At 71.4% G+C, this 26,912-nt stretch carries 30 protein-coding genes and 1 tRNA gene; 21 read left to right on the forward strand and 10 right to left on the reverse strand.

The features are described 5' to 3' along the window. Nucleotides 1–101: 101 nt before the first annotated feature. From ACWDLG_RS37635 to ACWDLG_RS37645, 3 genes are all read left to right on the forward strand, one after another. Nucleotides 102–174: transfer RNA gene (locus ACWDLG_RS37635), tRNA-Glu, on the forward strand. A gap of 83 nt (nt 175–257) precedes the next feature. Next, nucleotides 258–1,370, forward strand: a complete 1,113-nt coding sequence (locus tag ACWDLG_RS37640) for a sensor histidine kinase (protein WP_449929273.1) — start codon at nt 258–260, stop codon at nt 1,368–1,370. Beyond that, nucleotides 1,361–1,993 carry a response regulator transcription factor gene (locus ACWDLG_RS37645; protein WP_449929274.1) on the forward strand — a complete coding sequence of 211 codons (633 nt, stop codon included), beginning with the start codon at nt 1,361–1,363 and terminating at the stop codon, nt 1,991–1,993. Before ACWDLG_RS37640 ends, ACWDLG_RS37645 begins: the two co-directional genes overlap by 10 nt. Here the strand turns inward: ACWDLG_RS37645 and ACWDLG_RS37650 are convergent. Next, on the reverse strand, nt 1,983–3,350 hold the full coding sequence (locus ACWDLG_RS37650) for a serine hydrolase domain-containing protein (RefSeq protein ID WP_449929275.1): 1,368 nt from the start codon (nt 3,348–3,350) through the stop codon (nt 1,983–1,985). The two genes, ACWDLG_RS37645 and ACWDLG_RS37650, sit on opposite strands and share 11 nt — an antisense overlap. Before the next feature lie 137 nt (nt 3,351–3,487). Here ACWDLG_RS37650 and ACWDLG_RS37655 point away from each other — a divergent pair, with 137 nt between their 5' ends. Further along, nucleotides 3,488–3,868: a hypothetical protein gene (locus tag ACWDLG_RS37655; protein ID WP_449929276.1), complete on the forward strand. Its 381-nt coding sequence runs from the start codon at nt 3,488–3,490 to the stop codon at nt 3,866–3,868. Nucleotides 3,869–4,006: 138 nt separating this feature from the next. Here the strand turns inward: ACWDLG_RS37655 and ACWDLG_RS37660 are convergent, their stop codons facing one another. Both ACWDLG_RS37660 and ACWDLG_RS37665 read right to left on the reverse strand, forming a co-directional pair. Next, complete coding sequence (locus ACWDLG_RS37660; RefSeq protein WP_449929278.1) at nt 4,007–5,725, reverse strand: hypothetical protein; 1,719 nt, start codon at nt 5,723–5,725, stop codon at nt 4,007–4,009. A 144-nt stretch (nt 5,726–5,869) separates the two neighbouring features. Continuing rightward, nucleotides 5,870–6,586, reverse strand: a complete 717-nt coding sequence (locus tag ACWDLG_RS37665; protein ID WP_354909607.1) for an IclR family transcriptional regulator — start codon at nt 6,584–6,586, stop codon at nt 5,870–5,872. Between the two features lie 63 nt (nt 6,587–6,649). On the opposite strand from ACWDLG_RS37665, the gene leuC reads away from it, so the two are divergent. The 4 genes from leuC to ACWDLG_RS37685 all read left to right on the forward strand — a co-directional run bounded on the left by leuC (nt 6,650) and on the right by ACWDLG_RS37685 (nt 9,282). Continuing rightward, on the forward strand, nt 6,650–8,035 hold the full coding sequence (gene leuC, locus ACWDLG_RS37670; protein WP_449929280.1) for a 3-isopropylmalate dehydratase large subunit: 1,386 nt from the start codon (nt 6,650–6,652) through the stop codon (nt 8,033–8,035). Nucleotides 8,036–8,075: 40 nt separating this feature from the next. Then, entirely contained in the window at nt 8,076–8,663 is a 588-nt protein-coding gene (gene leuD, locus ACWDLG_RS37675; RefSeq protein WP_354909601.1) for a 3-isopropylmalate dehydratase small subunit, read from the forward strand. Next, complete coding sequence (locus tag ACWDLG_RS37680) at nt 8,642–8,881, forward strand: SCO5555 family protein (protein ID WP_354909598.1); 240 nt, start codon at nt 8,642–8,644, stop codon at nt 8,879–8,881. Before leuD ends, ACWDLG_RS37680 begins: the two co-directional genes overlap by 22 nt. Before the next feature lie 101 nt (nt 8,882–8,982). Next, nucleotides 8,983–9,282, forward strand: a complete 300-nt coding sequence (locus ACWDLG_RS37685) for an HU family DNA-binding protein (protein WP_354909596.1) — start codon at nt 8,983–8,985, stop codon at nt 9,280–9,282. A gap of 88 nt (nt 9,283–9,370) precedes the next feature. On the opposite strand, the gene ACWDLG_RS37690 is transcribed toward ACWDLG_RS37685, so the two are convergent. Beyond that, entirely contained in the window at nt 9,371–9,574 is a 204-nt protein-coding gene (locus ACWDLG_RS37690) for a hypothetical protein (protein ID WP_354909594.1), read from the reverse strand. Nucleotides 9,575–9,630: 56 nt separating this feature from the next. On the opposite strand from ACWDLG_RS37690, the gene ACWDLG_RS37695 reads away from it, so the two are divergent. Beyond that, nucleotides 9,631–10,863: an MFS transporter gene (locus ACWDLG_RS37695; protein WP_449929283.1), complete on the forward strand. Its 1,233-nt coding sequence runs from the start codon at nt 9,631–9,633 to the stop codon at nt 10,861–10,863. Here the strand turns inward: ACWDLG_RS37695 and cofC are convergent. Beyond that, nucleotides 10,835–11,473, reverse strand: coding sequence for a 2-phospho-L-lactate guanylyltransferase (cofC, locus tag ACWDLG_RS37700; RefSeq protein WP_354909589.1), 639 nt, complete (start codon nt 11,471–11,473; stop codon nt 10,835–10,837). The two genes, ACWDLG_RS37695 and cofC, sit on opposite strands and share 29 nt — an antisense overlap. Nucleotides 11,474–11,552: 79 nt before the next feature. Here cofC and ACWDLG_RS37705 point away from each other — a divergent pair, with 79 nt between their 5' ends. Genes ACWDLG_RS37705 through ACWDLG_RS37720 form a run of 4 tightly spaced genes read left to right on the forward strand, consistent with a single transcriptional unit; the run spans nt 11,553 to nt 15,323 of the window. After that, nucleotides 11,553–12,263 (forward strand): lysophospholipid acyltransferase family protein, encoded by a 711-nt coding sequence (locus ACWDLG_RS37705; protein WP_354909587.1) that lies wholly within the window; start codon nt 11,553–11,555, stop codon nt 12,261–12,263. A gap of 5 nt (nt 12,264–12,268) precedes the next feature. After that, nucleotides 12,269–13,279 (forward strand): NAD(P)H-dependent glycerol-3-phosphate dehydrogenase, encoded by a 1,011-nt coding sequence (locus ACWDLG_RS37710; RefSeq protein ID WP_449929286.1) that lies wholly within the window; start codon nt 12,269–12,271, stop codon nt 13,277–13,279. Further along, nucleotides 13,276–14,217 carry a trans-sulfuration enzyme family protein gene (locus tag ACWDLG_RS37715; protein WP_449929288.1) on the forward strand — a complete coding sequence of 314 codons (942 nt, stop codon included), beginning with the start codon at nt 13,276–13,278 and terminating at the stop codon, nt 14,215–14,217. The genes ACWDLG_RS37710 and ACWDLG_RS37715 overlap by 4 nt, the downstream gene beginning before the upstream one ends. 11 nt (nt 14,218–14,228) lie before the next feature. Further along, complete coding sequence (locus tag ACWDLG_RS37720; protein ID WP_449929290.1) at nt 14,229–15,323, forward strand: D-alanine--D-alanine ligase family protein; 1,095 nt, start codon at nt 14,229–14,231, stop codon at nt 15,321–15,323. Between the two features lie 88 nt (nt 15,324–15,411). Here ACWDLG_RS37720 and ACWDLG_RS37725 read toward each other — a convergent pair whose 3' ends face one another. Next, nucleotides 15,412–15,834, reverse strand: coding sequence for a DUF3515 family protein (locus tag ACWDLG_RS37725; RefSeq protein WP_354909578.1), 423 nt, complete (start codon nt 15,832–15,834; stop codon nt 15,412–15,414). Beyond that, on the reverse strand, nt 15,831–16,064 hold the full coding sequence (locus ACWDLG_RS37730) for an Lrp/AsnC family transcriptional regulator (protein WP_449929292.1): 234 nt from the start codon (nt 16,062–16,064) through the stop codon (nt 15,831–15,833). The genes ACWDLG_RS37725 and ACWDLG_RS37730 overlap by 4 nt, the downstream gene beginning before the upstream one ends. 122 nt (nt 16,065–16,186) lie before the next feature. On the opposite strand from ACWDLG_RS37730, the gene ACWDLG_RS37735 reads away from it, so the two are divergent. The 3 genes from ACWDLG_RS37735 to thiD all read left to right on the forward strand — a co-directional run bounded on the left by ACWDLG_RS37735 (nt 16,187) and on the right by thiD (nt 19,838). Next, on the forward strand, nt 16,187–17,155 hold the full coding sequence (locus ACWDLG_RS37735; protein WP_449929429.1) for a thiamine-phosphate kinase: 969 nt from the start codon (nt 16,187–16,189) through the stop codon (nt 17,153–17,155). A gap of 230 nt (nt 17,156–17,385) precedes the next feature. After that, on the forward strand, nt 17,386–19,032 hold the full coding sequence (locus ACWDLG_RS37740) for a cellulose binding domain-containing protein (RefSeq protein ID WP_449929294.1): 1,647 nt from the start codon (nt 17,386–17,388) through the stop codon (nt 19,030–19,032). A gap of 17 nt (nt 19,033–19,049) precedes the next feature. Continuing rightward, nucleotides 19,050–19,838, forward strand: coding sequence for a bifunctional hydroxymethylpyrimidine kinase/phosphomethylpyrimidine kinase (gene thiD, locus ACWDLG_RS37745; RefSeq protein ID WP_449929296.1), 789 nt, complete (start codon nt 19,050–19,052; stop codon nt 19,836–19,838). A gap of 3 nt (nt 19,839–19,841) precedes the next feature. Here thiD and ACWDLG_RS37750 read toward each other — a convergent pair whose 3' ends face one another. The 3 genes from ACWDLG_RS37750 to rpmB all read right to left on the reverse strand — a co-directional run bounded on the left by ACWDLG_RS37750 (nt 19,842) and on the right by rpmB (nt 20,917). After that, entirely contained in the window at nt 19,842–20,273 is a 432-nt protein-coding gene (locus tag ACWDLG_RS37750; protein WP_449929298.1) for a hypothetical protein, read from the reverse strand. After that, the gene (locus ACWDLG_RS37755; RefSeq protein WP_354909563.1) at nt 20,273–20,575 is read right to left on the reverse strand and encodes a hypothetical protein; all 303 of its coding nucleotides are present in this window, start codon (nt 20,573–20,575) and stop codon (nt 20,273–20,275) included. The genes ACWDLG_RS37750 and ACWDLG_RS37755 overlap by 1 nt, the downstream gene beginning before the upstream one ends. Before the next feature lie 156 nt (nt 20,576–20,731). Continuing rightward, nucleotides 20,732–20,917 carry a 50S ribosomal protein L28 gene (gene rpmB / locus ACWDLG_RS37760; RefSeq protein ID WP_354909561.1) on the reverse strand — a complete coding sequence of 62 codons (186 nt, stop codon included), beginning with the start codon at nt 20,915–20,917 and terminating at the stop codon, nt 20,732–20,734. Between the two features lie 193 nt (nt 20,918–21,110). Between rpmB and ACWDLG_RS37765 the strand changes: the two genes are divergently transcribed. From ACWDLG_RS37765 to ACWDLG_RS37785, 5 genes are all read left to right on the forward strand, one after another. Then, complete coding sequence (locus ACWDLG_RS37765) at nt 21,111–22,667, forward strand: DAK2 domain-containing protein (protein WP_449929300.1); 1,557 nt, start codon at nt 21,111–21,113, stop codon at nt 22,665–22,667. Nucleotides 22,668–22,703: 36 nt separating this feature from the next. Beyond that, nucleotides 22,704–24,878: an ATP-dependent DNA helicase RecG gene (gene recG, locus ACWDLG_RS37770; protein ID WP_449929302.1), complete on the forward strand. Its 2,175-nt coding sequence runs from the start codon at nt 22,704–22,706 to the stop codon at nt 24,876–24,878. 355 nt (nt 24,879–25,233) lie between these two features. Next, nucleotides 25,234–25,797 (forward strand): 16S rRNA (guanine(966)-N(2))-methyltransferase RsmD, encoded by a 564-nt coding sequence (rsmD, locus tag ACWDLG_RS37775; RefSeq protein ID WP_449929304.1) that lies wholly within the window; start codon nt 25,234–25,236, stop codon nt 25,795–25,797. Between the two features lie 14 nt (nt 25,798–25,811). Beyond that, nucleotides 25,812–26,288 (forward strand): pantetheine-phosphate adenylyltransferase, encoded by a 477-nt coding sequence (gene coaD / locus ACWDLG_RS37780; RefSeq protein WP_354909550.1) that lies wholly within the window; start codon nt 25,812–25,814, stop codon nt 26,286–26,288. 53 nt (nt 26,289–26,341) lie between these two features. Next, nucleotides 26,342–26,911: a YceD family protein gene (locus tag ACWDLG_RS37785; RefSeq protein WP_449929431.1), complete on the forward strand. Its 570-nt coding sequence runs from the start codon at nt 26,342–26,344 to the stop codon at nt 26,909–26,911. Nucleotide 26,912: the final 1 nt, after the last annotated feature.

Here is a 26,912-nt window from a genome sequence, read left to right on the forward strand (position 1 = left end):
TGATCGCGGGCCCGCTCGTCGGCGGCTTCATCACCGACCACCTCGACTGGCGCTGGGCCTTCTACGTCAACCTGCCCGTCGGCGCCGTCGCCCTGTGCTTCGGTCCCGTCGTCTAGTGGCCCAGGACGCCGCCCTCTCAAGGCGGTAGCGCCGGTTCGAATCCGGTCGGGACTACATCGGCAGAAACCCGGATGCCCGTCGGCATCCGGGTTTCTGCGTTTTCGGGTGGATCACCGGCCCTGGCTAGACTCCGCCTCATGCGACGATCGGCCACGACGCTTCCCCGGCGCGCGATCGGCCTGATCGCAGGCGTTCCCACCGGGCTGGCCGGGCTCGGCTGGTGCGGCCTCGCCTGGGTGGCGGGGGAGCGCCGCGCCCGCACGGTCACCGCCACCCTCGTGCGTCTGGAGCGGGCCCGCCTGGCCGCCTGGTACGACCACCACGCGGGCGGCGCCCGGGGCGGCCGCGCCTACCTGGCGCTGCGCGGCCTGACCGGCCTGCTGGGCGGCTACCTGGCCGCCATGGGGGCGTTCGTCGCCGCCCTCCTCCTGTACGGCGGCGCCGCCCAGCTGGCGTCAGGGGAGGCGGACCTGCTGCCGCTGGAGTTCCCCGGCCTCCGCCTGATCGGCAGCAGCTGGGCCTACGGGCTCGTCCTCGGCGCGATCGTCCTGGCGCTGACCGGTGCCTGGAGCGCCGCGGTGATCGGTGTCGAGCGCCACCTCGCCGACCGCTTCCTCGGCCCCGATCCGAACGAGGCCATGGCCCGCCGGATCGCGGAGCTGACCGTCTCCCGCTCCGGCATCGTCCGCGCGGTCGACGAGGAGCGCAGGCGGATCGAGCGCGACCTGCACGACGGGGTCCAGCAGCGGGGCGTGGCCCTGGCGATGCTGCTCGGCCGCGCCCGCCACACCGCCGACCCCGCCCTGCTCGACGAGGCCTACGTCGAGTCCAGGAGACTGCTCGACGAGTTGCGGAGCGTGGCCTGGCGGGTCTATCCCACCGCGCTCGACACGCTGGGGCTGCGGGAGGCGCTGACCGAGGTGGCCGACCGCTCGGCCGTACCGGTGCGCGTCGCGTACGCGGTCGACGGGCGGCCGGCGCCGGAGATCGAGACCGCCGTCTACTTCGTGGCCAGGGAGGCCGTCACGAACGCGAACAAGCACGCGGAGGCAGGCCTGATCGTGGTCGAGGTGCGTGCGCGGGAGGGGGAGGTGGCCGTGACGATCACCGATGACGGCAGGGGCGGCGCCGTACCGGGCGGTGGTCTGTCGGGGCTGGAGCGGCGGGTGCGCGCGCTGGACGGCAGCTTCGCGGTCGACAGCCCACCGGGCGGCCCGACCACGGTGACGGCGAGGCTGCCGTGCGCCTGATCCTCGCCGACGACTCCGTGCTGCTCAGGGAAGGGCTGGCCCGGCTCCTGCAGGACGCCGGACACGAGGTGACGGCCGCGGTGGGCGACGCCGACGCGCTCATGGCCGCCGTGGCCGAGCACCGGCCCGACGTGGCGGTGATCGACGTGCGCATGCCGCCCTCCCACACCGACGAGGGGCTGAGGGCGGCGCTGGAGATCCGCGGCGGGTGGCCGGAGGTGGGCGTGCTCGTGCTCTCGCAGTACGTCGAGCAGGCCTCGGCGGCACGGCTGCTGGCCGGGCCCTCGGAGGGCCTCGGCTACCTGCTGAAGGACAGGGTCTCGGAGGTGGCCGAGTTCCTCGACTCGGTCGAGCGGGTCGGATCGGGCGGCACGGTGTTCGACCCCGACGTCGTCCGGCGGCTGCTGGCGGCCGCCCCGCTCGGCACGCTGTCCCCCCGCGAGCGGGCCGTGCTCGAACACCTGGCCACCGGCATGGTGAACACCGCGATCGCCGAGCGGTTGCACGTGTCGCAGAGCACGGTCGAGAAGCACGTCAACGCCGTCTTCGACAAGCTCGGGCTCGCGCCGACGCCCGGCTACAGCCGCAGGGTCCTGGCCATCCTCCGCTATCTCAACGGCTGAGCCGCACGGCCGTCACCACCACGCCCGCGGCGGCGGCCGTCACCAGCCAGAGCATGAACGTGGGGTACAGGTAGAACACCTGGATCCACATGGCGTCGCGCCCCCGGGCCAGGAACCTGAAGACGGGCGCCGCCGCCGCGCACAGCGCCAGGGGCGCCAGGAGCGGCAGCACCCACAACCGTCCCCATCCCGTACGGCGGGCCGCCCACCGCCGCGAGCGGGCCAGGCCGCGCGCCGCCAGGGCGACGGTCACCAGCGTCAGCAGCAGGAACACCAGGTCGGTGACCAGGTAAGGGTCCGACGGCGGCTCGGGGGTGCCGCCCTCGATCATGGCGACGAGACCGTCGAGGAGGGCGGAGCTGTCGCCGAAGGCCATGCCGGTGTTGGCCATGACCGCGATGCCGTAGCCGGACTCCGGCATGAGCAGTTGCTCGGCGGTCGAGGTGAACAGCTCGCCGCTGTGCCCGATGGCCAGGTTTCCGCGCGGGGTCCTACCGATCGACCAGCCCAGCGCGTAGGTGTCGTTCTGCCGGGACGGCGTGCGCAGCTCCGCCGTGCTCGCGGGCGAGACGATCCCGGAGCGTTGCGCGATCAGCCATCTGGCCATGTCGTTCGCCGTGCTGATCACGCCGCCGGAGCCGTTGCCGAAGCCGGGCGGCTCGGGCACGGCGACCGCCTGTCCGAGGACGGTGAGGTGGCCGCGCGCGCTGTCCGGCATGTCGCGCTCGGTGTCGATCGTGGTGCTGTGGCTCATGCCGAGGGGGGTGAACACGTGGGTCTTGAGGTAGGCCGCGAACGGCTCCCCGCTGACCACCTCGACCAGTCGCGCGGCCACCTGGTAGTTGGTGTTGTGGTAGCTGAAGGCGGTGCCGGGCGCGGTGGCGAGCCGGGCGTCCTTCAGTCGCGCCACGGCGCCCTGGAGGGAGTCCGGCTGGGGCAGGCTCTTCTCGCGGAAGGTGGTGTCGGCCATGCCCGAGGTCTGGTTCAGCAGCTGGCGAACGGTGATCCGCGCGGCTCGTGGATCGGCCATCGTGAACTCGGGCAGGTAGCCGCGCACCGGCTGGTCGAGCCGGATCGTGCCCTTCTCCACCAGCTGCATGACGGCGAGCGAGGTGAACGACTTGCTCACCGAGGCGACGGCCATGGGGGTGTCGGCGGTCAACGGGGCGCCCGAGGCGGTCCTGCCGTACCCGGTGGCGTGGACGACCCTGGATCCCCGGGTGATCGCGACCGCCACCCCCGGCAGGCCCGTCCTCTCCCGGTAATCGGCGACGTAGGCGTCGACCTGGGCGGGGGTGATGTCCACGGCGGGTGGCGGGGCGGCGAGGAAGAGCGCGGTCAAGACGGCTGTGAGCATGCGCCGACGCTAGTGACGGCGCCCTGCCCGCGACCATGGCGAGAATCCTTCGCGTTCGTTACGGGAAACCGCCAGTTGACTGGATAGTGAAGCTATCCAATAATGGAGAGTGTCACTATCCAATCAGGAGGTGCCGAATGGCGATCATCACCCCGTGGATTCCCGGCCCCGCCGCGGCCCATGACCAGCCCGTGCAGGTCATGGCGTCGCGCTTCGAACTGCGCAGCCTGTGGCACGTGCCCGGCTTCCTGTTCCAGTCGATGCGCATCCTGCTGCAGGCCCGGCGGAGCCCCGGCGCGGTCGGCGCCGCGCTGAAGGCCGCCCCCCTGCGCCGGACGTTCTGGACCCTGTCGGCCTGGACGTCCGACGAGGCCCTGTCCACCTTCGCCCGCAGCCAGCCGCACCGGAGCATCATCGGCGCCTACCGCGACCGGATGGCGGGCTCCACGTTCAAGTTCTGGACCGCCGAGCGGCCCGCGGACTGGGCCGAGGCGCACACCCGCCTGAAGGAGGGGTGAAGGCCCGCCGGCCGCACCCGGCCCTCACCCGGACCCCGCCGGTCGCCACGGCCACCTCGCCGCCGCGACCAGGCAGGTGATCCTCCGCCCGGAGACGCGCAAGCCCCCCGCCGGGCACCGGCGGGGGGCTGCGGAGGGTCAGGAGGTCGAACGGGCCTTGAAGAGCGCTCGCTTGGCCGCCTTCGCCACATGCTTGTCCGGGTGGACCTGCGAGATCAGCTCCAGCAGCTCCTCCACATGCGCGTGCGGGATCTTCCAGATCACCTCGAGCAGGTTGTTGAGCAGGTCGGGCCCGATGTCACGCAGGCTGCTCACGAACTCCGCCCGCCCGAGACCGGCGGAGATCGTCCACATGTCCAGGATGAGCCAGTGGGTGTCGTCCTGGGTGGGCTCGGGAGCGCCCTCCACCTCCAGCTGCGTCAGGTGGGTGGCCGCGTACGGACGCAGCGAGGGCTCCTTCAGCGCCGCCTGCCAGGCCGGGATCGCGTCCTCGCCGAGCGTGCCGACCACGCTCGCCGCCTGGACCCTGATCAGCGCGTCGGTGTCGTCCTCGCCGGCCGCCTCCAGCAGCTCGCGGGCGGCCTCGCCCGGCTCGCGCAGCTCCATCCACGCCGCGAACTCCGCGTCGGCCTCGTCCTCGGGCAGCTCGGCGCTGAAGGCCAGCAGTTCGAGGGCGGTCATCGCGTCGATCGCCGGGCGGGCGTCGAGCTCGATGTCGGCGTCGTCGACCAGGTGCACGACGCCCTCGGTGCCGAGGGGAGTGAGCGTGACCTCGTCGCCGGTGACGGTGAGCATGCCGTACCCGACGAGCCAGTCGAGCACCGGCGCCAGCGGGTCGCCGTAGTGGTCGCGGGCGGCGGCCCAGGCGTCGGCGCCGAGCTCGTCGATGTCGGCGGCGGCCTCGGCGAGCTCCTCACGCAGCGCGGCCAGCCCGCGCGAGCCGCCGCCCAGCAGCAGGCGGACCAGCAGCCCGCGGCTGAGGCCGCCGAGCGCCATCGTGAGGTCGTCGTCCTCCAGCTCGGGGTCGCCGTAGTCGACGGAGTGGAGGCCGAGCATCCAGGCGTCGAGCACGTCCTCGTCGTCGTCGAAGGGCCACTCGGCGGTGTCGTCGTCGACGCTGACGGTGTCGTCGCCGTCGGGTTCGAGGAACTCCAGGTCGACCGCGAGGTTCCAGATGTTCCACAGCTGGGGGACGGCCTTGGACAGCGAGCCCTCGGTCGCCGGCCTGGGCAGGCCGATGACGGCCAGCGCCTCCTCCACCTCGGCGTCGGACAGCAGGCTGTCCTCGCCCACCTCGCGCGCGTCGCCGACCCAGACCGCGAGGTCGCGGGCCTTGGCGATGAGCGGGACGGCCCGCGCCGCGGCGGCGAGCTCGGCGTCGGGGCGCAGCCGGATCGTGGGCAGGTCGGCCAGCTCGTCGGCGAAGGGCTCGAAGTCGCCGAGGTCGCCGGTCTCCTCGCGCACGTCCTCGTCGTCGTCGATGAGGTCCTCCATGGCCTCGACGAAGTCGTCCTCCAGATCGTCGAGCTCGTCGAGCAGATCATCGAGGGAGTCGGAGCCCTTGGCCAGCTTGTCGGTGTCCGACAGGAAGGTCAGATAGGCGCGCACCGCGCCGATCATCCCGTCGGCCGCCTCGTCCGGATCCTCGACGACCTTGGGCATGCGGTCGAGCAACACCGTCCTGAGGTCGGCGCGGCGCCACCGGGCGACGTCGTCGGAAGCGGACAGCCGGTGCCACAGCGCGGCAGGGCCGACCAGGTCGGGGTCGCTGGCCGGGGCGTGTTCCCGTGCCCACACGATGAACTCTTCGAGCAGGGGACGCAGCTCATCGGCGGCTAGCTCGATGCGATCTGTCACCCACTCAGGCTAGTGCGCTCCGGCCGCGGTCGGCCCACGAAATCGACGGAGCGCCGATCACGAAAAGTCGCGAAACGGGGGGACGGAGCGCGTGGGAGCGCGTCCAACCGCTCCCACACCGGTCATCCCGTACGGCACGCGCGGTCAGTTGGCCCGGCGCATCGCCTCGGTGATCCGTTCGGCGGCGGCCATGACCGGCACCGCGTGCAGCCTGCCGGGCGTGCGGGTCAGGCGCTCGATCGGTCCGGATACCGAGACGGCCGCGACCACCTTGCCGCCCGTGCCCCTGATGGCCGCCGAGACGCTGGCGACGCCCTGCTCGCGCTCGCCGACGCTGTGGGCCCAGCCGCGCCGCCGTACGGAGGCGAGGGTCGCGGCGGTGAACTTGGCCCCGCGCAGACCCCTGTGCAGCCGGTCGGGCTCCTCCCAGGCCAGCAGGATCTGCGCGGCGGACCCCGCCGTCATCGGCAACGCCGAGCCCACGGGGACGGTGTCGCGCAGGCCGCTGGTGCGCTCGGCCGCCGCGACGCAGACACGCTCGTCTCCCTGGCGGCGGTACAGCTGCGCGCTCTCGCCCGTCAGGTCCCTGAGCTGGGTCAGGACGGGCGAGGCGACCGCGAGGAGCCGGTCCTCGCCGGCCGCGGTGGACAACTCCGACAGTCGCGGGCCGAGGACGAAACGGCCCTGCGTGTCGCGGGAGACGATCCGGTGATGCTCCAGCGCGACGGCCAGCCGATGCGCCGTGGGACGGGCCAGTCCGGTGGCCTGCACGAGCTGGGCCAGCGAGGCCGGGCCCGCTTCGAGGGCGTTGAGCACGAGAACGGCCTTGTCCAGTACGCCGACTCCGCTAGAGTTGTCCATACACCGATACTGCCGTCTCGACATATGAGAAGGCAAGTCGGGGCAATCTCAAGGAGGAGATCAATGGGCCGCACACTCGCGGAGAAGGTCTGGGAGCAGCACGTCGTGCGCCGCGCCGAGGGCGAACCCGACCTGCTCTACATCGACCTGCACCTCGTTCACGAGGTCACCAGCCCGCAGGCCTTCGACGGCCTGCGCATGGCGGGACGCAAGGTGCGCAGGCCCGATCTCACCATCGCCACCGAGGACCACAACGTCCCGACCGTGCTCGGCCCGATCTCCGACCCCGTCTCCAAGACGCAGGTCGAGACGCTGCGCAAGAACGCCGCCGAGTTCGGCGTCAGGCTGCATCCCATGGGCGACGCCGGCCAGGGCGTGGTCCACATCATCGGCCCGCAGTTCGGCCTGACCCAGCCGGGCATGACGATCGTGTGTGGCGATTCTCACACCTCCACCCACGGCGCCTTCGGCGGCATCGCGTTCGGCATCGGCACCTCCGAGGTGGAGCACGTGCTGGCCACGCAGACGCTGCCCGCCTACCGCCCGAAGACCATGGCCATCGAGGTCGGCGGCGAGCTGCCGGTGGGCGTCACGGCGAAGGACCTGATCCTGGCGATCATCGCGAAGATCGGCACCGGCGGCGGCCAGGGCTACATCGTCGAGTACCGCGGCGAGGCCATCCGCAAGCTCTCCATGGAGGGCAGGATGACCATCTGCAACATGTCCATCGAGGCGGGTGCCCGCGCCGGCATGATCGCGCCCGACGAGACGACGTTCGCCTACCTGAAAGACCGCCCCCACGCCCCGAAGGGCGAGGCGTGGGACCAGGCCGTCGAGCACTGGAAGTCGCTCAGGAGCGACGACGACGCCGTCTTCGACAAGGTCGTGGAGATCGACGCCACGACGCTGACGCCGTTCGTCACCTGGGGGACCAACCCGGGACAGGGGCTGCCGCTGGGCGCGGCCGTACCGTCGCCCGAGTCCTTCGCCGACCCCGTCGAGCGGTCGGCGGCCGAGCGGGCGCTGGAGTACATGGGTCTGACGGCCGGCACGCCGCTGCGCGAGATCGAGGTCGACACCGTCTTCGTCGGCTCGTGCACCAACGGGCGCATCGAGGACCTGCGGGCCGCGGCCGACATCCTGCGCGGCCGGCAGGTCAAGACCCGCACGCTGATCGTGCCCGGCTCGATGCTGGTGAAGCTGCAGGCCGAGAAGGAGGGCCTGGACGAGGTGTTCGAGGCCGCGGGCGCGGAGTGGCGGCAGGCCGGGTGCTCAATGTGCCTCGGCATGAACCCCGACACGCTCGCCCCGGGCGAGCGCAGCGCCTCGACCTCCAACCGCAACTTCGAGGGCCGGCAGGGCAAGGGAGGCCGCACCCACCTGGTCTCGCCCGCGGTCGCCGCGGCCACGGCCGTGACGGGCCGGCTGACGGCTCCGGCGGACCTGTAACCCTCTCCGGCCTCACCACACGACTTCAAGGACAGCCACGATGGACGCTTTCACCACGCACACCGGCACGGCGGTGCCGCTGCGCCGCAGCAACGTCGACACCGACCAGATCATCCCCGCCGTCTGGCTCAAGCAGGTCAGCCGTACCGGCTTCGAGAAGGGCCTGTTCTCCGCCTGGCGCGAGGACCCCTCCTTCGTCCTGAACGACCCGGCCTACCAGGGGGCAAGCATCCTGGTCTCCGGCCCCGACTTCGGCACCGGCTCCTCGCGCGAGCACGCCGTCTGGGCGCTGCAGCAGTACGGCTTCCGCGTCGTGATCGCCGCCAGGTTCGGCGACATCTTCCGCAACAACTCCACCAAGATGGGCCTGCTCCCCGTCGTCCTGCCGGGCGACAGGGTCGAGGCGCTGCAGGCGGCCGTCGAGGCCGACCCGAACCTGCCCGTCACCGTCGACCTGGCCGAGCGGCAGGTCCGCTGGGCCGGCGAGGTCGTGGCCTTCGAGATCGACGACTACACCCGCTGGCGCCTGATGGAGGGCCTGGACGACATCGGCCTGACCCTGCGTCACGCCGACGACATCACCACGTACGAGAATGGTCGGCAGTCATGGCTGCCGACGACCGTCTAGAGGACGACGAACTGGCGCGGCGGTTGCGCGAGGCGCACCGCCGCGTCCGCCTGCTGCCCACGGCCCACAGAGAACGTTTCGCGCGCCGATACCTGGCCATCTGTGATCTCGCCAAACGTGATCCCGAACGTGCGGCGACCCGGTTGGCGACCTTCCTCGCCGAGCTGAACAGCGAATCCGACACGCCGGGTGCCCAAAAAAACGCGTCTGGTGATTGAGTTCCTTCGCAATCCCCCTTTAGATTCAACCCGTAAGGGGTTTCTCGACCGTTGGACTCGTTGCTGGAACCCCGAGCCGTAACAGGGGGAGCGAAACCTACATGAACAAGCGGGAACTCGTCGACGCCATCGCGGACCGGGTGGGCGACAAGAAGACGGCGACCGAGGCCGTGAACGCCATTCTCGACGCCATTCAGAAGGCCGTCGCGAGTGGCGACAAGGTCTCGATCACGGGCTTCGGCGCGTTCGAGATGGTCCACAAGCCGCAGCGCACGGCCAGGAACCCGTCGACCGGCGCTGAGATCAAGGTGGCCGAGAGCTGGGGGCCGAAGTTCCGTCCTGGCTCGGACTTCAAGGAGCTGGTCAACGCCGGAGGCAAGAAGGCCGCCAAGAAGAAGTAAGTAACTACGGAGCGCCCGGACACCCGATAAGGGGGTCCGGGCGTTTTATTTGCGAAATCCAGGTGTGCTATTTGCGTAAGCGGGCCGCTCAGCCGGGCACCGGGAAAGTCGACAGCGTGACATAGGTGATCTCCTCTCCGGAGACGCCGAGATTCACGCGCTGTCCCGTACGCAACAGCCGTAGCGGCCCCGCGTCGAACGCCTCCGCGCCGAACTCCAGCACACTTCCGTCGTCGAGGAACACCGACCCCGAACGGGTCTCCGGATCGAAACTCCGCACCGTCGCCTGCACGAGCCCCAGCGTAAATCGTTTGACCTCGCACAGGGAACCGGTGAGGATCCCGCTTCGTGCCCGTTGCGCAAAGCGTCTGGCGGAACTCCGCCTTCCGGCGGCTGGTCGGCGCCGACGTCCTCAGCCAGTTCGGCACCCAGGTGACGCTGGTGGCCCTGCCGCTGACCGCCCTGCTGGTGCTGGACGCGACCCCGTTCCAGCTCGGCCTGCTCACCGCCGCGGAGATGGCCGCCTTCCTGGTCATCGGCCTGCCGGCCGGCGTGTGGGCGGACCGGATGCGCCGCCGTCCCATCCTGGTCGCCGCCGACGGCGTGCGCGCGCTGGCGCTGTTCAGCGTCCCGGTGGCGGCCTTCGCCGACGTGCTGACGCTCGCCCAGCTCTACGCCGTCGCGCTGGTCATCGGGGTCGGCACCGTCTTCTTCGACGTCGCCCACATGAGCCTGCTGCCCTCGATCGTGCGCAAGGACGGCCTGTCCACCGGGATCGGCACCCTGGAGACGCTGCGCAACGCCGCCTGGCTGGCCGGGCCCGGCTTCGGCGGCTGGCTGGTCCAGGTGCTCGCCGCGCCCTTCGCGCTGCTGGCCGACGCGATCTCGTACGCCTGCTCGGCGCTGGTCCTGTCGACGATCAGAGCCGACGAGACCCCTGCCGCCCCGGCGAAGCGCAGGAGCGTCAAGGCCGAGGTCGCCGAAGGGCTCAGATACGTGCTCGGCCACCAGGTGCTGCGCCGCGTCGCCCTGGTCGGCGCGCTGAACATGCTCACCAACGGCCTGTGGGCGATCGTCCAGCCGCTGTTCCTGGTGCGCGAGCTCGACCTCGGCGCCGGAGCCTACGGCCTGATCGTCTCGGCCGCGGGCGCCGGCGGCGTGCTGGGCGGCGCGCTCGCCCCGAAGATCGTCGCCAGGTACGGCAACGGCGGCGCCATGTACGGCGGCGCCGTCCTCGCCGGGCTGTTCCCGCTGATCGGCGGGTTCGCCGGCGAGGGATGGCGGGTCCTGCTGTACCCGCTGGGGCTGTTCCTGATGCTCGTCGCCGCGGTCGTCTTCAACGTCGCCCAGAGCAGCTACCGCCAGGCCGTCACCCCCGACCACCTGCGCGGCCGGATGAACGCCAGCATGCGCTTCCTCATGTGGAGCGCGATGCCCGTCGGCGGCCTGCTCGGCGGCCTGCTGGCCGAGCGGGTGAGCGTGGGCGTGCTGCTGTGGGTGGCCTGCCTCGGCACGGCGACGGCCCACCTGCCGGTCATCGTGTCGCCGTGGATCAGGCGTCTGCGAGCCGAAGCCGGCTGACCACCTCGGCGGTGTGCGGGCCGAGGCCCAGCGCGATGGCCGCGCGCAGGTCGTCGGGGGTGTCGACGTCACGCCTGACCGACTCGATGCCCTCCAGGGTCAGCTCCTTGGCTCCGCCGGCCAGGTGCTTGGCCCTCGACTCGCCGCCGAAACGGGGGGTGAACGGCACGCCGGGCCGTACGCCGTAGAAGGTCGTGCCGACGTCGAGCGCGTCCGGCACGAACGCCTGGTCGAACTCGGCCGCCGCCTCCAGCACCGTGGCCAGCTCTGCGGGGCGCAGGGCGGGCAGGTCGGCCTGGAGGGCGCCGACGGCGTCGCCAGGCGCCAGCCGTACCGCATGGGCGGCACCCGCGCGCAGCGCGGTGTTGAGACCGCGGTCGGGGTCGGGGACCACCACGGCCCCCAGCGCGGCGAGCGGCCCTGCGGCGCCCTGGTCGGCCGTGACCACGATGACTCTGGCCACGGGCGCGGCGGCCAGCGCCGCCGACAGCGTGTCGCCGGCCACCGCGACCGCGAGCGCGGTCCGGTGCGGCCCGGTCGCCGCGGCCAGCCGGCTCTTGGCCGCTACCAGCGTCTTCACCGGGATGACGAGTGACCAGCGGATGCTCATAGGCTTAAGCATCTCGTCTCGACATCCTGAGCGGCCAACCGGGAGACTTGGGGCGCAGTCGTCTGTCTTGGAGGAGTTCATGAGCCGCCCCGGCCGACCATCCCGCCCTTGGGAGACCTTCGCGGTGGTGATCGTCAAACCGCTCTCGTGGCTGCTCGTCAAGAAGGACTGGCGCAGGGGCGAGCTGATCCCGAAGACCGGCGGGCTCATCATCGCGACCAATCACCTGTCGTGGACCGATCCCGTTCTCATCGCGCACTTCCTCTACAACCACGGGCGCTGGCCGGTCATTCTCGCCAAGGCGTCGCTGTTCAGGGTGCCGTTCCTGGGCGCCGCGGTGCGCGCGCTGCAGGCGATCCCGGTGGACCGGGGCACCGCCGAGGCCGCCCGGTCGCTGGAGATCTCCGAGCAGCGGCTGCGCGACGGGGGCGCGATCATGTTCTACCCCGAGGGGACCGTCACCCGCGATCCCGGGCTGTGGCCGATGGTCGGCAAGACCGGCGTCGCCCGCCTGGCGCTGCAGACGGGGGCGACCGTCATCCCTGTCGCCCACTGGGGTGCGCACGAGCTGTTGCCCTACGGGGAAAAGAAGCCGAGACTCTTTCCTCGCAAGACGTTCACCGTACGGGTCGGACCTCCCGTCGACCTGTCGAAGTACGAGGGGCAGCCGTTGCGAGGTCCGGTGCTGCGTGAGGCGACCGCCGACATCATGGCCGCGATCACCGTTCAACTGGCGGAAATCAGGGGAGAGAAAGCTCCGGAGACCCCCTACGACCCGGCAGGGCGGTGAATCAGATGACCAAGGCTGCCGTTTTCGGAACCGGCTCGTGGGGCACCACGTTCGCCATGATCCTGGCGCGCGCCGGCGTGCGGACCACGCTGTGGGGCCGCCGCCCCGAGATCGTCGAGGCGATCGACCGCCGCCACGAGAACCCCGACTACCTGCCGGGCGTCCTGCTGCCCGAGACGCTGCGCGCGACGACCGACCCGGCCAAGGCGCTGGACGGCGCCGACTTCGTGGTGCTCGGCGTCCCCTCACAGACGCTCAGGGAGAACCTCACCCTCTGGAAGCCCCACCTGCCGGACGACGCGGTGCTGGTCAGCCTGATGAAGGGCATCGAGCTCGGCACCACCAAGCGGATGAGCGAGGTCATCTGCGAGGTGGCCGAGGTGCCGCAGGAGCGGGTCGCGGTCGTCTCCGGCCCCAACCTGGTCGGTGAGATCGTCAGGGGCCAGCCGGCGGCCACCGTCGTCGCCTGCCCCGACGAGCGCACCCTCGAACGCCTGCAGGAGGCCTGCCACGTGCCGCCGTGGTTCCGGCCCTACACCAACCCCGACGTCGTGGGCGTGGAGCTGGGCGGCGCGGTCAAGAACGTGATCGCGCTGGCGGTGGGCGTCGCCGTCGGCATGGGCATGGGCGACAACGTGGCCGCCATGCTGATGACCCGCGGGCTGGCCGAGATCTCCCGGCTGGGCGCGGCGCTCGGCGCCGACCCGCACACGTTCGCGGGCCTGGCCGGCATGGGCGACCTGGTCGCCACCTGCACCTCGCCGCTGTCGCGCAACCGCACGTTCGGCGAGAACCTCGGCAAGGGCATGACGCTGGCCGAGGTCGTCGCGGTCACCAAGCAGACGGCCGAGGGCGTCAAGTCCTGCGAGTCGGTGCTCGAGCTGGCCAGGAAGCACGACGTGGAGATGCCGATCACCGAGGTGGTGGTGGGCGTGGTCCACGACGGCATGACCCCCGAGGAAGCCGGGGTGCTGCTGATGTCGCGCACCCCCAAGCCGGAGAGATACGGCGTGTGAGAGAGAACACCCGGTGCGTCCGTGCGCCCGCCGGGGGCGGGTACGCCACGGCCGTGGCCGCCCTCGAGGGCGTGGCCGCGCCAGAGAACGTGGCAGGCAAGACGTTCGCCTCGGGCGATGCCGCCCTGGCCGCCGTCCTGCTGACGTTCCTGCGCGGCGGCTCGCACGTGATCGCTCCCGCGCCTGGGGCCGGCGTGCTCGCCAACGTGCTCGGCAGGTTCGGCGTCAGCGCCGACTTCGTCGACACGGGTGACCTGGCGGCCGTACGGCAGGCCGTCCGCGGCAACACGAAGATCATATACGTCGAGACGCTCTCCGACACCGCCGTGGCCGACCTGCGCGGGCTGTACCGCCTGGCCAGGGAGGCCGGCGCGATGCTCGTGGTCGACTCCACACTGGCCACGCCGATCGTCTGCCGCCCGCTCGAACACGGCGCCGACCTGGTCATCCACTCGACCGGCACGCTCCTCGGCGACCGCGAGGGCGGCGTCGTCGTCGGCCGCCACGACCTGATGCGCAGGCTCACCGACGACCTCGGCGCGCCCCTCTCGCCCGCCGACGAGGCCGCGCTGCTCGGCGCGCTGGAGACGCTGACGCTGCGGGTCAGGCGCAGGTGCGCGACCGCCATGGAGTTCGTCGCGGCCGTGGCCAAGCATCCCGGCGTGGCCGCCGTCGACTACCCGGGCCTGCCCCACCATCCGGGGCACCACCTGGCCCGCCGGCTGTTCGACTCGGGACCCGAGGGCACGCGGTTCGGCCCGCGGGTGAGCGTCACGCCGCGCGGCGACGCCGACGACCTCGTCACGTCGCTGCGGCTGATCGGCTGCAGCACCTCCGCCGTCAGGCAGGGCGCCGCCGTACGCTTCACGATCGGGCTCGAGGACGTCGAAGATCTCGTGGCGGACGTGACACGAGCCCTTGACTCCCAAGCAGGGTAGATTCGGGCGACATGAGCAAGCCACGCGTCGCGGTCGTTTTCGGTGGTCGCAACTCCGAGCACGCCGTCTCCCTCATGGGGGCGGGCAGCGTACTCGAAGTGATCGACAGGTCCAAGTACGAGGTGATCCCCATCGGGATCGCCCAGGACGGCCGGTGGGTGCTCGCCGCGAGTGACCAGCGGTTCGCCATCGAGGACGGCGAGCTGCCCGTGGTCGACACCTCGGGCGCCGAGCTGGCCCTGCCGTCGGGCGAGGGTGCGCTGGTGACCTACGAGCAGGGCAGCATCCCGGTCGAGCTCGGCACCGTCGACGTCGTCTTCCCCGTCATGCACGGCCCCTTCGCCGAGGACGGCACGATCCAGGGCCTGCTGGAGATGGCGGGCGTGCGCTACGTCGGCTCCGGCGTGCTGGCCAGCGCCGTCGGCATGGACAAGGCGTACATGAAGGCCATCCTCGCCGCCGCCGGGCTGCCCGTCGGCCGCCACGTGGTGGTGCGCGAGCGTGACTGGCGCCTCGACAGGGAGCGCGTGGTCAAGGAGGTGGAGGAGCTCGGCTGGCCGGTGTTCGTCAAGCCCGCCCGCGCGGGCTCCAGCCAGGGCATCTCCAAGGCCCACGACCGGGCGTCGCTGGAGGCGGCCGTCGAGCACGCCCGGGCGCACGACCCGAAGGTGCTGGTCGAGGCGGCGATCGTCGGGCGCGAGATCGAGTGCGCGGTGCTGGAGTCGCTCGGCGACGAGCCGCCGGCCGCCTCCGTGCCCGGCGAGGTGCTCGTGCAGGGCGGCCAGGAGTTCTTCGACTTCGAGGCCAAGTACTACCCGGACCAGATGTCGCTCGACGTGCCCGCGGACATCCCGGCCGGCAAGGCCGAGGAACTGCGGGCGATGGCGGTACGAGCCTTCGAGGCGCTCGGCTGCGAGGGGCTGTCCAGGGTCGACTTCTTCTACACCCCTGACGGGCGGCTGATCCTCAACGAGATCAACACCATGCCCGGGTTCACGTCGCTGTCGGTGGCGCCGCAGCTGTGGGCGGCCACCGGGCTCGACTACGGGCAGCTGGTGGAGCGGCTCATCCAGCTCGCGCTCAACCGCCGCGCCGGGCTGCGCTGAGCCGTTCCGCGCCCCTGACCGGCGCTCGGGGGCTGTTCCCCGGGGCCGGCGTCCGGGGGCGCGTCTCCTGCCCCGGCCGGCCCCCCGGTCAGCCGGTGGCCTTCTTGACGGGCTCGGCCAGGTCGATCAGCACGCTGGACGCCTCGTGCGTCTTCGCGATCGTCACCTCGACGTAGGCGGTGTCGGTCACCGCCGTGAACAGCGTCGGCGTCGTGGGGTCGGCGAACCAGCCCACCCCGTCGAGTTCGAGGAGCTGGTCGGTGGCGGCCATCCGGGCAGGCCGCGGTACCCCGCAGCGCAGCGCGATCTCGGCCGAGCCCCAGACGGCGACGTACGGCGACTCGGGCGTGGACGCCACCCGCCCCGCCCCGTCGACCTGCTGGGGCAGCAGGCGGGAGAGTTTCGTGCACGCCGCCACCGCCTCCCCCTGGGGGACGGGTGGTTCGACCTGGACGGCGCCGCCGCACCCGGCGAGCAGGACCAGCGCCAGGACGGCGACGCCTCGCTTCATATGTGGACGATAGGGCACGTCAGCGTACGCGTTATCCCCTCGACCGCCTGGATCTGGGCGACGACCAGCTTGCCGAGCTCGTCCACGTTGCGGGCCTCGGCGCGCACGATCACGTCGTAGGGACCTGTCACGTCCTCGGCCTGCGTGACCCCGATGATGCCGGAGATCTCGCGAGCCACTGCGGCGGCCTTGCCGACCTCGGTCTGGATCAGGATGTACGCCTGCACCATTACGTCCTCCCGGGCGATTGGATCAGCGCCGAAGGGCCACCGTACCCTGTGTGCCACCTCATGAGAAACGTGGGTTCTGTCCATGCCGTACGGTGGCTGGCGTTTTGGTGGGCATGTCTCTTATGAGTAGGAGGTGCGTCATCACAGTCGGAGATCTCGGCGAGTTCGGAGTTGTAGCACGCATTGCTCGGCGCTTGCCACAGGGTGAGAGCGTGCTGCTCGGTCCTGGTGACGACGCCGCGGTGGTGAAATCGCCCGATGGGCGGGTCGTAGTGACAACGGACTTGTTGATCGAGGGTAGGCACTTTCGCCGTGATTGGTCCAGCGCGTATGACGTAGGCAGGAAGGCCGCAGCACAGAATCTTTCCGATATTGCCGCAATGGGGGCTGTTCCCACCTCGCTCGTGGTGGGGCTCGGCATGCCGGGTGACGTTCCCGTGGAGTGGGTCGACGGGCTGGCCGACGGGTTCAGGGACGAGTGCGCGCTGGTCGGCGCCAGCGTGGTCGGCGGTGACATCGCCCGCTCCGAGCGCGTGGTGATCGGTGTGACCGCGCTGGGCGACCTCGCGGGGCAGGCGCCCGTCACCCGTGCGGGAGCGCGCCCCGGCCAGGTGGTCGCCTACGCGGGGCGGCTGGGCTACGCGGCCGCGGGGCTCGCCGTGCTGGACGCCGGGATCGTTCCGGAGGCCGGGCCGCTGCTGGAGGCGGTCGAGGCGCACCGGCGGCCGCGACCGCCGTACGAGCGAGGTCCAGAGGCGGCTCGGCTGGGCGCCACGGCGATGCTGGACGTCAGCGACGGGCTGCTGCAGGACCTCGGACACGTGGCCGAGGCGAGCGGTGTGGGCATCACCCTCGATCCCGCCGCCTTTCCCATCGGCGAGCCGGTCTCAGCCGCCGCGAAGGAGCTCGGGACCGATCCACTCGACTGGGTGCTCACGGGTGGCGAAGATCACTCTCTGGCCGCGGTCTTCCCTGCGGAAGTGCGGCTTCCGCCCCACTGGACCGTCGTCGGCCACGTGACCAAGGGGGCGAAGGTGCAGGTCACCGGACGCGCGGTGGGACCCGGCGGCTGGGATCACTTCAGAGCGTGAAAGAGCCGTTCCGAGAAGATACCCTCGGGAAAGTTGTGACAAACGCGTATTAAAGATGTTATTAAGATGGGCGGCCCATGTATCCGGCAGGAAGGGCAAACATGGCCCGCCACGGCACCGGCGAACCAGAGAACGCGTGGAACCAAGGGGGACGCGACTCGGAAGACCCCCGTAAGGCGGACTTTCGCTCCTCCGACGACCCCATCACCACGGGGGCCTTCATGGCGCCCGTGGCCGATCAGGCAGGGTGGCCCGCACCGCCCGACCAGATCGACCAGCAGTTCCAGGCCGGTCCCTCGACGGGGGAGTGGGCTGTGCCGCCGCAGCAGCCCGACATGCTGGGCCGTCCCGCGACGGAGCCCATGTCGGCCCGTGACGCCTTCGGCGACCCCGTCTCCGCCTTCGGCGGCGGCCCCTCGGGCGCCGGCTCTTCCTTCTTCGGCGACCCCGGCCCCGGCTCCGGCGACCGCGGACCTCGCCCGGACTCCTTCTTCGGCGACCCCGGCCCTGGCCAGGACTCCTTCTTCGGCGACCCCGGCCCTGGTCCCGACTCAGGCTTCGGTGACCGGGCGTACGGCGGTTCGGCGTTCGGTGACGCGGGCCGGGCCGCGCCCGGCTTCGGGGAGCAGGCTCCCGGCGGCCGTGGCCCCGCTGACCCCGCATTCGGCGGGCAGGGCGACGACGCTTTCGGCGGACCCGGGCACGGGGAGACCGCCGTGTTCGGCGACCGCGTCTTCGGCGACCCCGCGTTCGGCGACCCGGTCCCCGGCGGGGCACCGTACGGCGGGCAGGGCTTCGACGACGCCGGAGGTCCCGCCACGGGCCCCCATCCCGTCACCAGCTCGCCGACCGACAGGCTCGTGGCCACCGGCCCGCCGCGGCAGCCCGTGGCCGCGTGGGAGGACGCCGCCGAGCCCAACGAGACGGCCTTCCTCTCCGGCGGCGAGTGGAGCGAGAACGCGGACTGGGAGGACGAGCGGGAGGACCGGTCGTCCCGCGGGCGGCGCGGCAGGCGCCGCCCCGCCGCCGAGGCGCGCGAGTCGGGGCAGGGCGGCAGGGGCAAGGTCGCGCTCCTGTCGGTGGCCGCCGTCGCCATCGTGCTCGGCGGTACCGTCGTGGGCGTGCGGATGGTGAGCTCCTCCGGCGAGGCGTCCAAGGCGGGCGCGGGGACGACGAGCCAGTCGGCCTCACCCGTCTCCGAGACCTCCGAGGCCACCGAGCCCGACCCGAGCGCGGAGGAGAGCGACCCCGCCGCTGAGGAGACCGCCGAGGAGCCCACGGAGGAGCCGACGGACCAGCCGTCGGAGACCAAGGCCGCGGTCCGGCCGCGCCCGTCGGCCTCGACCGCTCCCGAGCGCGGGCCCCGCCGTACCACCACGCCGCGGCCGTCCGACCGGCCCACCAGGTCCGCCGTGCCCGAGGACCCCGAGCCCTCCGAGGAGCCCACGCCCACGGCCGAGCCGTCCGACATGCGGGAGGCGAACAACACCGGCCAGCCCGGTGTCCCCGATCCCGTGACCAGCTCCACCTCGGGCACCGGGTCCGGCTCCCAGTCCAGCTCCACCAGCAGCGGCGGCGCGGCCGTCAACGTCAGGTTCGACGTCGTACGGCAGCGCCTGGCCGGTTACACCGCCGAGGTGCAGGTGGTGAACGACTCGACCAGGTCGCTGAACGACTGGACCCTCAGCATCCCCGTGGACGGCCTGGTCTCCGCGGTCCGGGGGGCGCAGTGGGTGCAGGACGGCGGCCTGCTGGTCCTCCAGCCGCGCACCACGCTGGCCGCCGGTGAGTCCGTCGAGGTCACGTTCACCGCGACCGGCAGCGGCGACGCCCCGGTCTCCTGCGGTCTGGTCGGCGGGGAGTGCACGGTCGGCTGAGTGGTTGGATGGATGCCATGACCCCTCCTCGCGTACTCACCGTCGCCGGATCCGACTCCGGTGGCGGCGCCGGCATCCAGGCGGACCTCAAGACCATGCTGGCGCTCGGCGTCCATGGCATGAGCGTCATCGCCGCCGTGACCGCGCAGAACTCACTGGGTGTGCAGGGGTACTGGGAGCTGCCGCCCGAAGCGGTGCGCGCCCAGCTCGACTCGGTGCTCAGCGACATCGGCGCGCAGGCGATCAAGACCGGCATGCTGGCGTCGCCGGTCCTCGTCGAGACGGTCTCCGAGGCGCTGGCCGCGGCGGGGGCGCCCGTCGTCGTGGACCCCGTGGGGGTCTCCAAGCACGGCGACCCGCTGCTCGTCCCTGAGGCGATCGACACGATCAAGACGCGGCTGCTGCCGATCGCGACCGTGGTCACCCCGAACCTGTGGGAGGTCGAGCAGCTCACCTCGGTCAAGGTGGAGGACGAGGACGGCCTGCGCCGCGCCGCCGACTCCATCCTCGCGCTCGGTCCCGCGTGGGCCCTCATCAAGGGTGGCCACCTGCCCGGCGAGCCGGTCGACCTGCTGACCGACGGCACCGAGGAGTACCGCTTCAGCGCGCGGCGCCTGGACAACAGGCACACCCACGGCACGGGCTGCACGCTGGCCTCGGCCGTCGCCTCCCGGCTGGCGCTCGGCGACGACGTGCCGACCGCGGTCGGCAAGGCCAAGGAGTACGTCACGGGCGCGATCGCCCGCGGCTTCCCCCTGGGCGACGGCATCGGTCCGGTCGACCACGCGTGGATGTGGCGCCAGTAGCGGTCAGATGTCGGTGATGGCGTGGGCCAGCTCGGGGTCGACGCGCACCAGACCGCCCCGATCGGCGGTGACGACCGTGCAGTCGACCCGTTTGCTCACCCGGCTCCTGCCGCACAGGGCGACGTTGACGTCGACGATGTCGTCGTGGCCGCACTCACCGATCTTCTTGCCGATCTCCTTCGCGCGCTGAGGGGTGAGCTCGTCGAGCATCACGCGTGTGGCGGCGGGCGCGTCGGCGAGCTTCACCAGGGCCGCCAGCCTGGAGTGCCGCAGGCCGGTACGGCGCACCTCGGCCAGCGCCATGCGCGGGATCGTGACGACGATCTGGCCTTCGAGGACCTGGCTGAACAGCTCGATCATCCGCTGGTCGCCTCGTTCGAGCTGGATCAGCGCGCCGGAGTCGAGAACGAAGCGCTCCGCCGGCTCCGGTGTCATCACGACTCCTGCCCGTCGGTCGGCAACCTGCCTTCGCGCGCGGCCCTGGCCCGTTCGAGGGCCTCCCGCGTCCAGGCCTTCGCCTCGGGCCCCGGCTCGCCGAACTCCTCCTTCAGGTCGGCGACCAGCATGGCCAGCTGGGCCAGCTGCCGCCGGGAGGCGAGCGTCTCGATGATGAGACCGGAGACCGAGTCGGCGTGACCCTGCTCGACCATGTCCTGCATCCAGGCGTAGAGGTCGCCGGGGAGGGTGACGCCTATCTTCTTGATCATATTGTGGCGGGGGGTTAGCGTGATCGTCACGCGCTGACCATAGAGACCACACGGAGCGTGACGCAAACCGCTCTTCGAGCAGATGTTCGTCCGGGTGTAAGAAACCTCTACCCGCGGTCTAGCTCCCTCTACAGACGCCGAAAGCCCGGCGCTCAAGAGCGCCGGGCTTTCCGGAAGTCGTGAAGGTTAGCGGGCGACCTTGCCCGCCTTGATGCACGAGGTGCACACGTTCAGCTTCTTCGGCGTGCCGCCAACGACCGCGCGCACCGTCTGGATGTTGGGGTTCCAACGACGACGGGTGCGACGGTGGGAGTGGGACACGTTGTTACCGAAGGTCGGGCCCTTACGGCAGACATCGCAGACCGAAGCCACGGTATCGCTCCTTTTCAGTCGATAAGCCCAGTCCGCTTGGATCTTTCGGGCGGAGGGCATGCCGGGACAACCGGCCAGCCAGACGAGGATATCCGATCCAGGCCCATGACCGCGAACTCACGCGGCAACACGCGGATGTTGGGGATATTCTCCGCAATAAACGCTAGCGCATCGCGGCCGCGAGGGAGCACACATGGAGGTTCTCGACCCGCCCGCGGTGCGCCGCTGGGTACGGCTGGCCGCCGACGCGCTGGGAACCGCGCGGGCCGACATCGACGCGCTCAACGTCTTCCCGGTCGCCGACGGCGACACCGGCACCAACCTGCACCTCACCATGATCTCGGCGGCCGAGGCGGTCGAGGCGCTGCCGGAGGACGTCGGGGCCGCCGTGGTGTGGCAGACCCTCGCGTACGGCGCGCTGGTCGGGGCCAGGGGCAACTCGGGCGTCATCGTCAGCCAGGCGCTCAGGGGCATGGCCGAGGTGCTGAAGGAGCGCGAGGGCACCGCCGCCGACCTGCGCGGGGCGCTGACCAGGGCGGCGGAGCTGGCCAGGGGCGCGGTGGCCAGACCGGTCGAGGGCACCGTGCTGAGCGTGCTGGAGGCGGTCGCCGCGGACCCGGGCGACGGCGATCTCGACGCGACCGCGCGGCGGGCGGCGGCACAGGCGCGGACGGCGCTGCGCCGTACGCCTGACCAGCTCGACGTGCTGGCCCGCAGCGGAGTGGTCGACGCGGGCGGCGCCGGCGTGGCGATCATCATGGAGGCGCTCGCCGAGGTCGTCACCGACTCCTACACCCAGCGCTACGAGGTGCCCGCGCCGACACGGCGCGTGACCCCGATGACCGAGTCGGGCGCAGGCTACGAGGTGATGTACCTGCTCGACGCCGACGACGAGGCGGTCGGCAAGCTGCGCGCCGAGCTCGACGTGCTCGGCGACTCCCTGGTGGTGGTCGGCGGCGACGGGCTGTGGAACGTCCACGTGCACGTCGACGAGGCCGGCCAGGCGATCGAGGCGGCGCTGCGGGTGGGCAGGCCGCACCGCATCAGGGTGACCTACCTGGCCGCGCCCGGCCGTACGCACCGGGCCGCGGGCGGCAGGGGAGTGGTGGCGGTGGCCGCGGGCGCGGGCATCGCGGCCCTGTTCGAGGAGTGCGGCGCCGTCGTCGTACGGCGGGAGCCGGGCTCCAGCCCGTCGCTGCCGGTGATGCTGGCGGCGATCCGCGAATCGGGCAGCGAGGTCGCGGTGCTGCCGAACGACGAGGGCGTGCGGGCGGTCGCCGTCGCGGCGGCGGAGATCGCGCGCGAGGACGGCGTGGTGGTGAGCGTGCTGCCGACCAAGGCCACCGTGCAGGGCCTGGCGGCGCTGGCCGTCCACGATCCGCTGCGCCGCTTCGACGACGACGTGGTGGCCATGACGGACGCGGCCGGCCACACCCGCTACGGCCACCTGACCGTCGCCGACCGGCGGGTGCTCACCAGCGCCGGCCTGTGCAGGCCCGGCGACGTGCTGGGCATGATCGACGGCGACGTGGCCCTCATCGGCGACACGCTGGCCGAGGTCGCCGAGCGGATCGTCGACAGGATGGTGGCCGGCGGCGGCGAGCTGGTCACGCTCGTCACCGGAGCCGACGCGCCCGAACGGCTCGCCGAAACGGTGACCGGCTTCCTGGCGCGGACCAGACCCGACGTGGAGGTCGCCGTCCACGAGGGCGAGCAGGGCGGCTACCCGTTGCTCATCGGTGTCGAGTGAATATCCTGTCGGTCTCAGGCGGTAGAACTGGTTGACGTGAGTCGATTCGACGAGCCGCTGTCCAAGGCGCTCGATCCCAAGACCGCCAAGCTCCTGGAGAGCGTCCTGGAGCTGGAGACCGTCGGCGACCTGCTGCGCCACTACCCCCGCCGCTATGCCGAGCGGGGCGAGCTCACCTCGCTCGACGCGCTCGAGGTCGACGAGCACGTCACCGTGGTCGGCGAGGTCACCAGGCTGATGCGCAAGCCCATGCGCAACAGGGGCGGCACGTGGCTCGAGGTCGAGGTCGTCGACGGCACCGGCAAGAAGATCTACCTGTCGTTCTTCGGCAAGGGCTCCCACGTGGCCGAGTCGCGGCTGCGGACCGGCCGGCGCGGCATGTTCGCCGGCAAGGTCGGTCTGTTCGGCGCGCGCGGCACCCCGCGCTGGCAGCTCAGCCACCCCGAGTTCGAGCTGTTCGAGGACGAGGCCGAGGCGAGCGCGGAGGAGTTCGCGGCGGCGCCGGTGCCGATCTACCCGGCGGGCAAGGACGTCACCCCGTGGGCGATCCGCAGGGCGGTGGGAGTCGTCCTCGACACCCTCGGCCCGCTCGACGACCCGCTGCCGCTGGAGCTGCGCCGCCGCCACAAGCTGCCGGACCTGGCCGACGCGCTGGAGGCGGTCCACCGGCCGAAGGACTTCGGCGACGTGGTGCGGGCGCAGAAGCGGCTGAAGTTCGACGAGGCGTTCGTCCTGCAGTCCGTCCTGCTGCAGCGCAGGCGGGCGGCGGTCGCCTGGCCGGCCAAGGCGCGCCCGCGGGTCGCGGGCGGCCTGCTCGACTCCTTCGACGAGCGCCTGCCGTTCTCGCTGACCGAGGGGCAGGCGGCGGTCGGCGAGGAGATCGCCGCCGACCTCGCCCAGGCGCACCCGATGCACCGGCTGCTGCAGGGCGAGGTGGGCGCGGGCAAGACGGTGGTGGCGCTGCGTTCGATGCTGCAGGTCGTCGACGGGGGCGGCCAGGCGGTGCTGCTCGCGCCCACCGAGGTGCTGGCTCAGCAGCACCACCGCTCCATCACCGCGATGCTGGGCGACCTGGCCACGGGCGGCATGTTCGGCGGCACCACGGTGGCGCTGCTCACCGGCTCCATGGGCGCGGCCGCTCGCCGCGTCGCCCTCCTCGACGCCGCGTCGGGTACGGCGGGCATCGTCGTCGGCACCCACGCGCTGCTGCAGGAACACGTCCAGTTCGCCGACCTCGGCCTGGTCGTGGTCGACGAGCAGCACAGGTTCGGCGTCGAGCAGCGTGACGCGCTGCGCGAGAAGGTCTCCGGCGGGCGGCCCCACGTGCTGGTCATGACCGCCACGCCGATCCCGCGCACGGTCGCGATGACCGTCTTCGGCGACCTGGAGGTCTCGACGCTCTCGCAGCTCCCGTCGGGCCGCGCGCCGATCACCTCCCACGTCGTCCCCGCCGCCGAGAAACCCCACTACCTGGAGCGCACCTGGGAGCGGGTGCGGGAGGAGGTCGGCCTGGGCCGCCAGGCCTACATCGTGTGCCCGCGCATCGGCGACCTGGAGGGCGACGAGGGCGACCTGGCCGCATCCGACGACGACAAGCGACCGCCGCTCGCCGTGCTCGAGGTGGCCGAGATGCTCGCCTCAGGGCCGCTCCACGGGCTGCGGGTGGAGGTGCTGCACGGCAAGCTCCCGCCCGAGGAGAAGGACGCGATCATGCGAGCCTTCTCCCGCGGCGAGGTCGACGTGCTGGTGGCGACGACGGTGATCGAGGTGGGCGTCGACGTCCCCAACTCCTCCGTCATGATCATCATGGACGCCGACCGGTTCGGCGTCTCCCAGCTCCACCAGCTCAGAGGGCGGGTCGGCCGGGGCGGGCTGCCGGGGCTGTGCCTGCTGGTGACGGAGTTCGCGACGGGCACGCCGGCCCGCGAGCGCCTCGACGCGGTGGCCGCCACGCTCGACGGGTTCGAGCTGTCGCGTGTCGACCTGGAGCAGCGGCGCGAGGGCGACGTGCTGGGGGCAGCGCAGTCGGGCAAGCGCTCGTCGCTGAAGATGCTGCAGCTGCTGCGTGACGAGGAGGTGATCGTCGCCGCCCGTCAGGAGGCGGCGGCCCTGCTGGAGGCCGACCCCTCGCTGTCGGCGCACCGGGGGCTCCGGGCGGAGATCGACCGTCTCCTGGGCGACGAGAAGGCCGACTTCCTGGAGAAGACCTGATCGGCGGCCCGGGGCGCGCCGGTGAGCTGGAGTGGCGTGAAGCACGGATGGTCACCCGTGACGGCGGTGGCCGAAACTCGGCTTCGCCGGACAAGATGACCCTGAAAGCGCCCAGCGCCGGGGACGGCCTCCCCCCGAATGCCGTCCCCGGCTGGGCCCACCCTCGGGTCAGGTGCCGAGGGAACCGGCGTGCGGAAGGGCTCACGATCACGCCGGTCGACCTTCATGTGGGTCACCTCGAAGGTCGCAGTCATCATCATGCTGGCCGTCACGGGGTGTGGCTACGACCCTTGCGCAGTCGAGGCAGACACTTGTCCACTCTTGACCTGCACGGACATGCGGAAGAATGGGCGGCATGACGCGGATCATCGCGGGAAGCGCGGGTGGCAGGCGGTTGGCCGTGCCGCAGGGCAGGACGACGCGGCCTACCAGTGACAGGGCGAGAGAAGGGATTTTCTCGACCCTCGACGCGCTGCACGGGCTGGAGGGCGCGCGGGTGATCGACCTGTACGCCGGTTCGGGGGCGGTCGGGCTCGAGGCGCTGTCGAGGGGCGCGGCCCACGCGCTGCTGGTCGAGGCCGATCCGAGGGCGGTCAGGACGATCAAGGCGAACGTCAGGGACCTGGGTTTCGCGGCGGCGAGCGTGGTGGCCGACAAGGTGGAGCGGCTGCTGGGCAGGCCGGGCGAGCCGTACGACATCGTCTTCGCCGATCCGCCCTACGCCGTCACCGGCGAGGAGGTGACGAGGGTCCTGGAGTCGCTGCGCGACAACGGGTGGCTCGCGCCGGGCGCGCTGGTCGCGGTGGAACGCGAGAGCAGGGGAAAAGACCTGGTGTGGCCCCCGGGCTACGAGGAGGAGAGGGTCCGTCGATACGGCGAAGCGGCCGTTTGGTACGGTCGCGCCGCCGGGAACCCGTAAACGTGGGAGGCGATGTGCGCCGCGTAGTGTGCCCGGGGTCGTTCGACCCCATCACCAACGGACACCTCGACATCATCAGCCGGGCCGCCCGGCTGTACGACGAGGTGACGGTCGCCGTTCTGATCAACATCGAGAAGAAGAGCCTGTTCACCGTGGAGGAGCGCATCGACATCCTCCAGACGGTGACCAAGGAGTATCCCAACGTCAGGGTCGAGAAGTTCCACGGCCTGCTCGTCGACTTCTGCCGGCAGAACGACATCCCCGCCATCGTCAAGGGCATCCGCGTGGTCAGCGACTTCGACTACGAACTGCAGATGGCGCAGCTCAACTACCGGCTGTCCGGCGTGGAGACGCTCTTCATGCCGACGAACCCGGAATACTCGTTCCTGTCGTCGTCGCGGGTGAAGGAGATCGCCCGCTACGGCGGCGATGTCTCGGGGCTCGTCCCGGATCTCGTGCACAAGCTCTTGATCGAACGGCTCAGGGGCTGACCGGCGCCTGGTATCGTTTCTATCTGGCCTTGTACGACGGCGACGGTTTCGCCATGCCTAGCGAGAGCAGGATGACTCAGCACCTCGACCCCCGCGCCCCGTGGGTGATCTCCACTCATGACCTGGGCAGGCGGCCGGGTTCGATGCGGCGGATGACCCTGTCCCTCCCGGCACCGGCGAATCTCGGCGTCGACATGATCGGTGTCCCCAAGGACACCGAAGTCGAGCTGGACATCCGGCTTGAAGCAGTGATGGAAGGCGTGCTCGTCACGGGTTCCGCACGCGCGCCCCTCGCGGGGGAGTGCGTACGGTGCCTCGACCCGCTCTCCTCGGAGATCGAGGTCGGCGTGCAGGAGCTGTTCTTCTACACCGACGAGGACGCCTCGGAGGAGGACTCACTGCTCGACGGTGACCTTCTCGACCTCGAGCCGACGTTCCGCGACGCGGTGGTGCTCGCACTGCCGCTCAGCCCGGTCTGCGGTGAAGACTGCCAGGGGTTGTGCGTGGAGTGCGGGGTCAAGCTGGCCGAGGTCGGCGCTGACCACGGGCACGAGAAGATCGACGCTCGCTGGGCGTCGTTGCAAGGTCTGTTTTCCGAGAACGATAACGATCAGGAGAAGTGAC

This window comes from Nonomuraea sp. NPDC003727, assembly GCF_053586935.1.

Coding starts and splice junctions, on each gene's coding strand:
- ACWDLG_RS37640 (WP_449929273.1), top strand. CDS start 258: ATGCGACGATCGGCCACGACGCTTCCCCGGCGCGCGATCGGCCTGATC.
- cofC (WP_354909589.1), bottom strand. CDS start 11,473: ATGAGCATCCGCTGGTCACTCGTCATCCCGGTGAAGACGCTGGTAGCG.
- ACWDLG_RS37725 (WP_354909578.1), bottom strand. CDS start 15,834: ATGAAGCGAGGCGTCGCCGTCCTGGCGCTGGTCCTGCTCGCCGGGTGC.
- ACWDLG_RS37655 (WP_449929276.1), top strand. CDS start 3,488: ATGGCGATCATCACCCCGTGGATTCCCGGCCCCGCCGCGGCCCATGAC.
- ACWDLG_RS37730 (WP_449929292.1), bottom strand. CDS start 16,064: ATGGTGCAGGCGTACATCCTGATCCAGACCGAGGTCGGCAAGGCCGCC.
- ACWDLG_RS37735 (WP_449929429.1), top strand. CDS start 16,187: ATGAGTAGGAGGTGCGTCATCACAGTCGGAGATCTCGGCGAGTTCGGA.
- ACWDLG_RS37680 (WP_354909598.1), top strand. CDS start 8,642: ATGGCTGCCGACGACCGTCTAGAGGACGACGAACTGGCGCGGCGGTTG.
- rsmD (WP_449929304.1), top strand. CDS start 25,234: ATGACGCGGATCATCGCGGGAAGCGCGGGTGGCAGGCGGTTGGCCGTG.
- ACWDLG_RS37720 (WP_449929290.1), top strand. CDS start 14,229: ATGAGCAAGCCACGCGTCGCGGTCGTTTTCGGTGGTCGCAACTCCGAG.
- ACWDLG_RS37705 (WP_354909587.1), top strand. CDS start 11,553: ATGAGCCGCCCCGGCCGACCATCCCGCCCTTGGGAGACCTTCGCGGTG.
- ACWDLG_RS37685 (WP_354909596.1), top strand. CDS start 8,983: ATGAACAAGCGGGAACTCGTCGACGCCATCGCGGACCGGGTGGGCGAC.
- ACWDLG_RS37765 (WP_449929300.1), top strand. CDS start 21,111: ATGGAGGTTCTCGACCCGCCCGCGGTGCGCCGCTGGGTACGGCTGGCC.
- thiD (WP_449929296.1), top strand. CDS start 19,050: ATGACCCCTCCTCGCGTACTCACCGTCGCCGGATCCGACTCCGGTGGC.
- ACWDLG_RS37750 (WP_449929298.1), bottom strand. CDS start 20,273: ATGACACCGGAGCCGGCGGAGCGCTTCGTTCTCGACTCCGGCGCGCTG.
- ACWDLG_RS37665 (WP_354909607.1), bottom strand. CDS start 6,586: ATGGACAACTCTAGCGGAGTCGGCGTACTGGACAAGGCCGTTCTCGTG.
- ACWDLG_RS37785 (WP_449929431.1), top strand. CDS start 26,342: ATGCCTAGCGAGAGCAGGATGACTCAGCACCTCGACCCCCGCGCCCCG.
- leuD (WP_354909601.1), top strand. CDS start 8,076: ATGGACGCTTTCACCACGCACACCGGCACGGCGGTGCCGCTGCGCCGC.
- ACWDLG_RS37650 (WP_449929275.1), bottom strand. CDS start 3,350: ATGCTCACAGCCGTCTTGACCGCGCTCTTCCTCGCCGCCCCGCCACCC.
- ACWDLG_RS37710 (WP_449929286.1), top strand. CDS start 12,269: ATGACCAAGGCTGCCGTTTTCGGAACCGGCTCGTGGGGCACCACGTTC.
- leuC (WP_449929280.1), top strand. CDS start 6,650: ATGGGCCGCACACTCGCGGAGAAGGTCTGGGAGCAGCACGTCGTGCGC.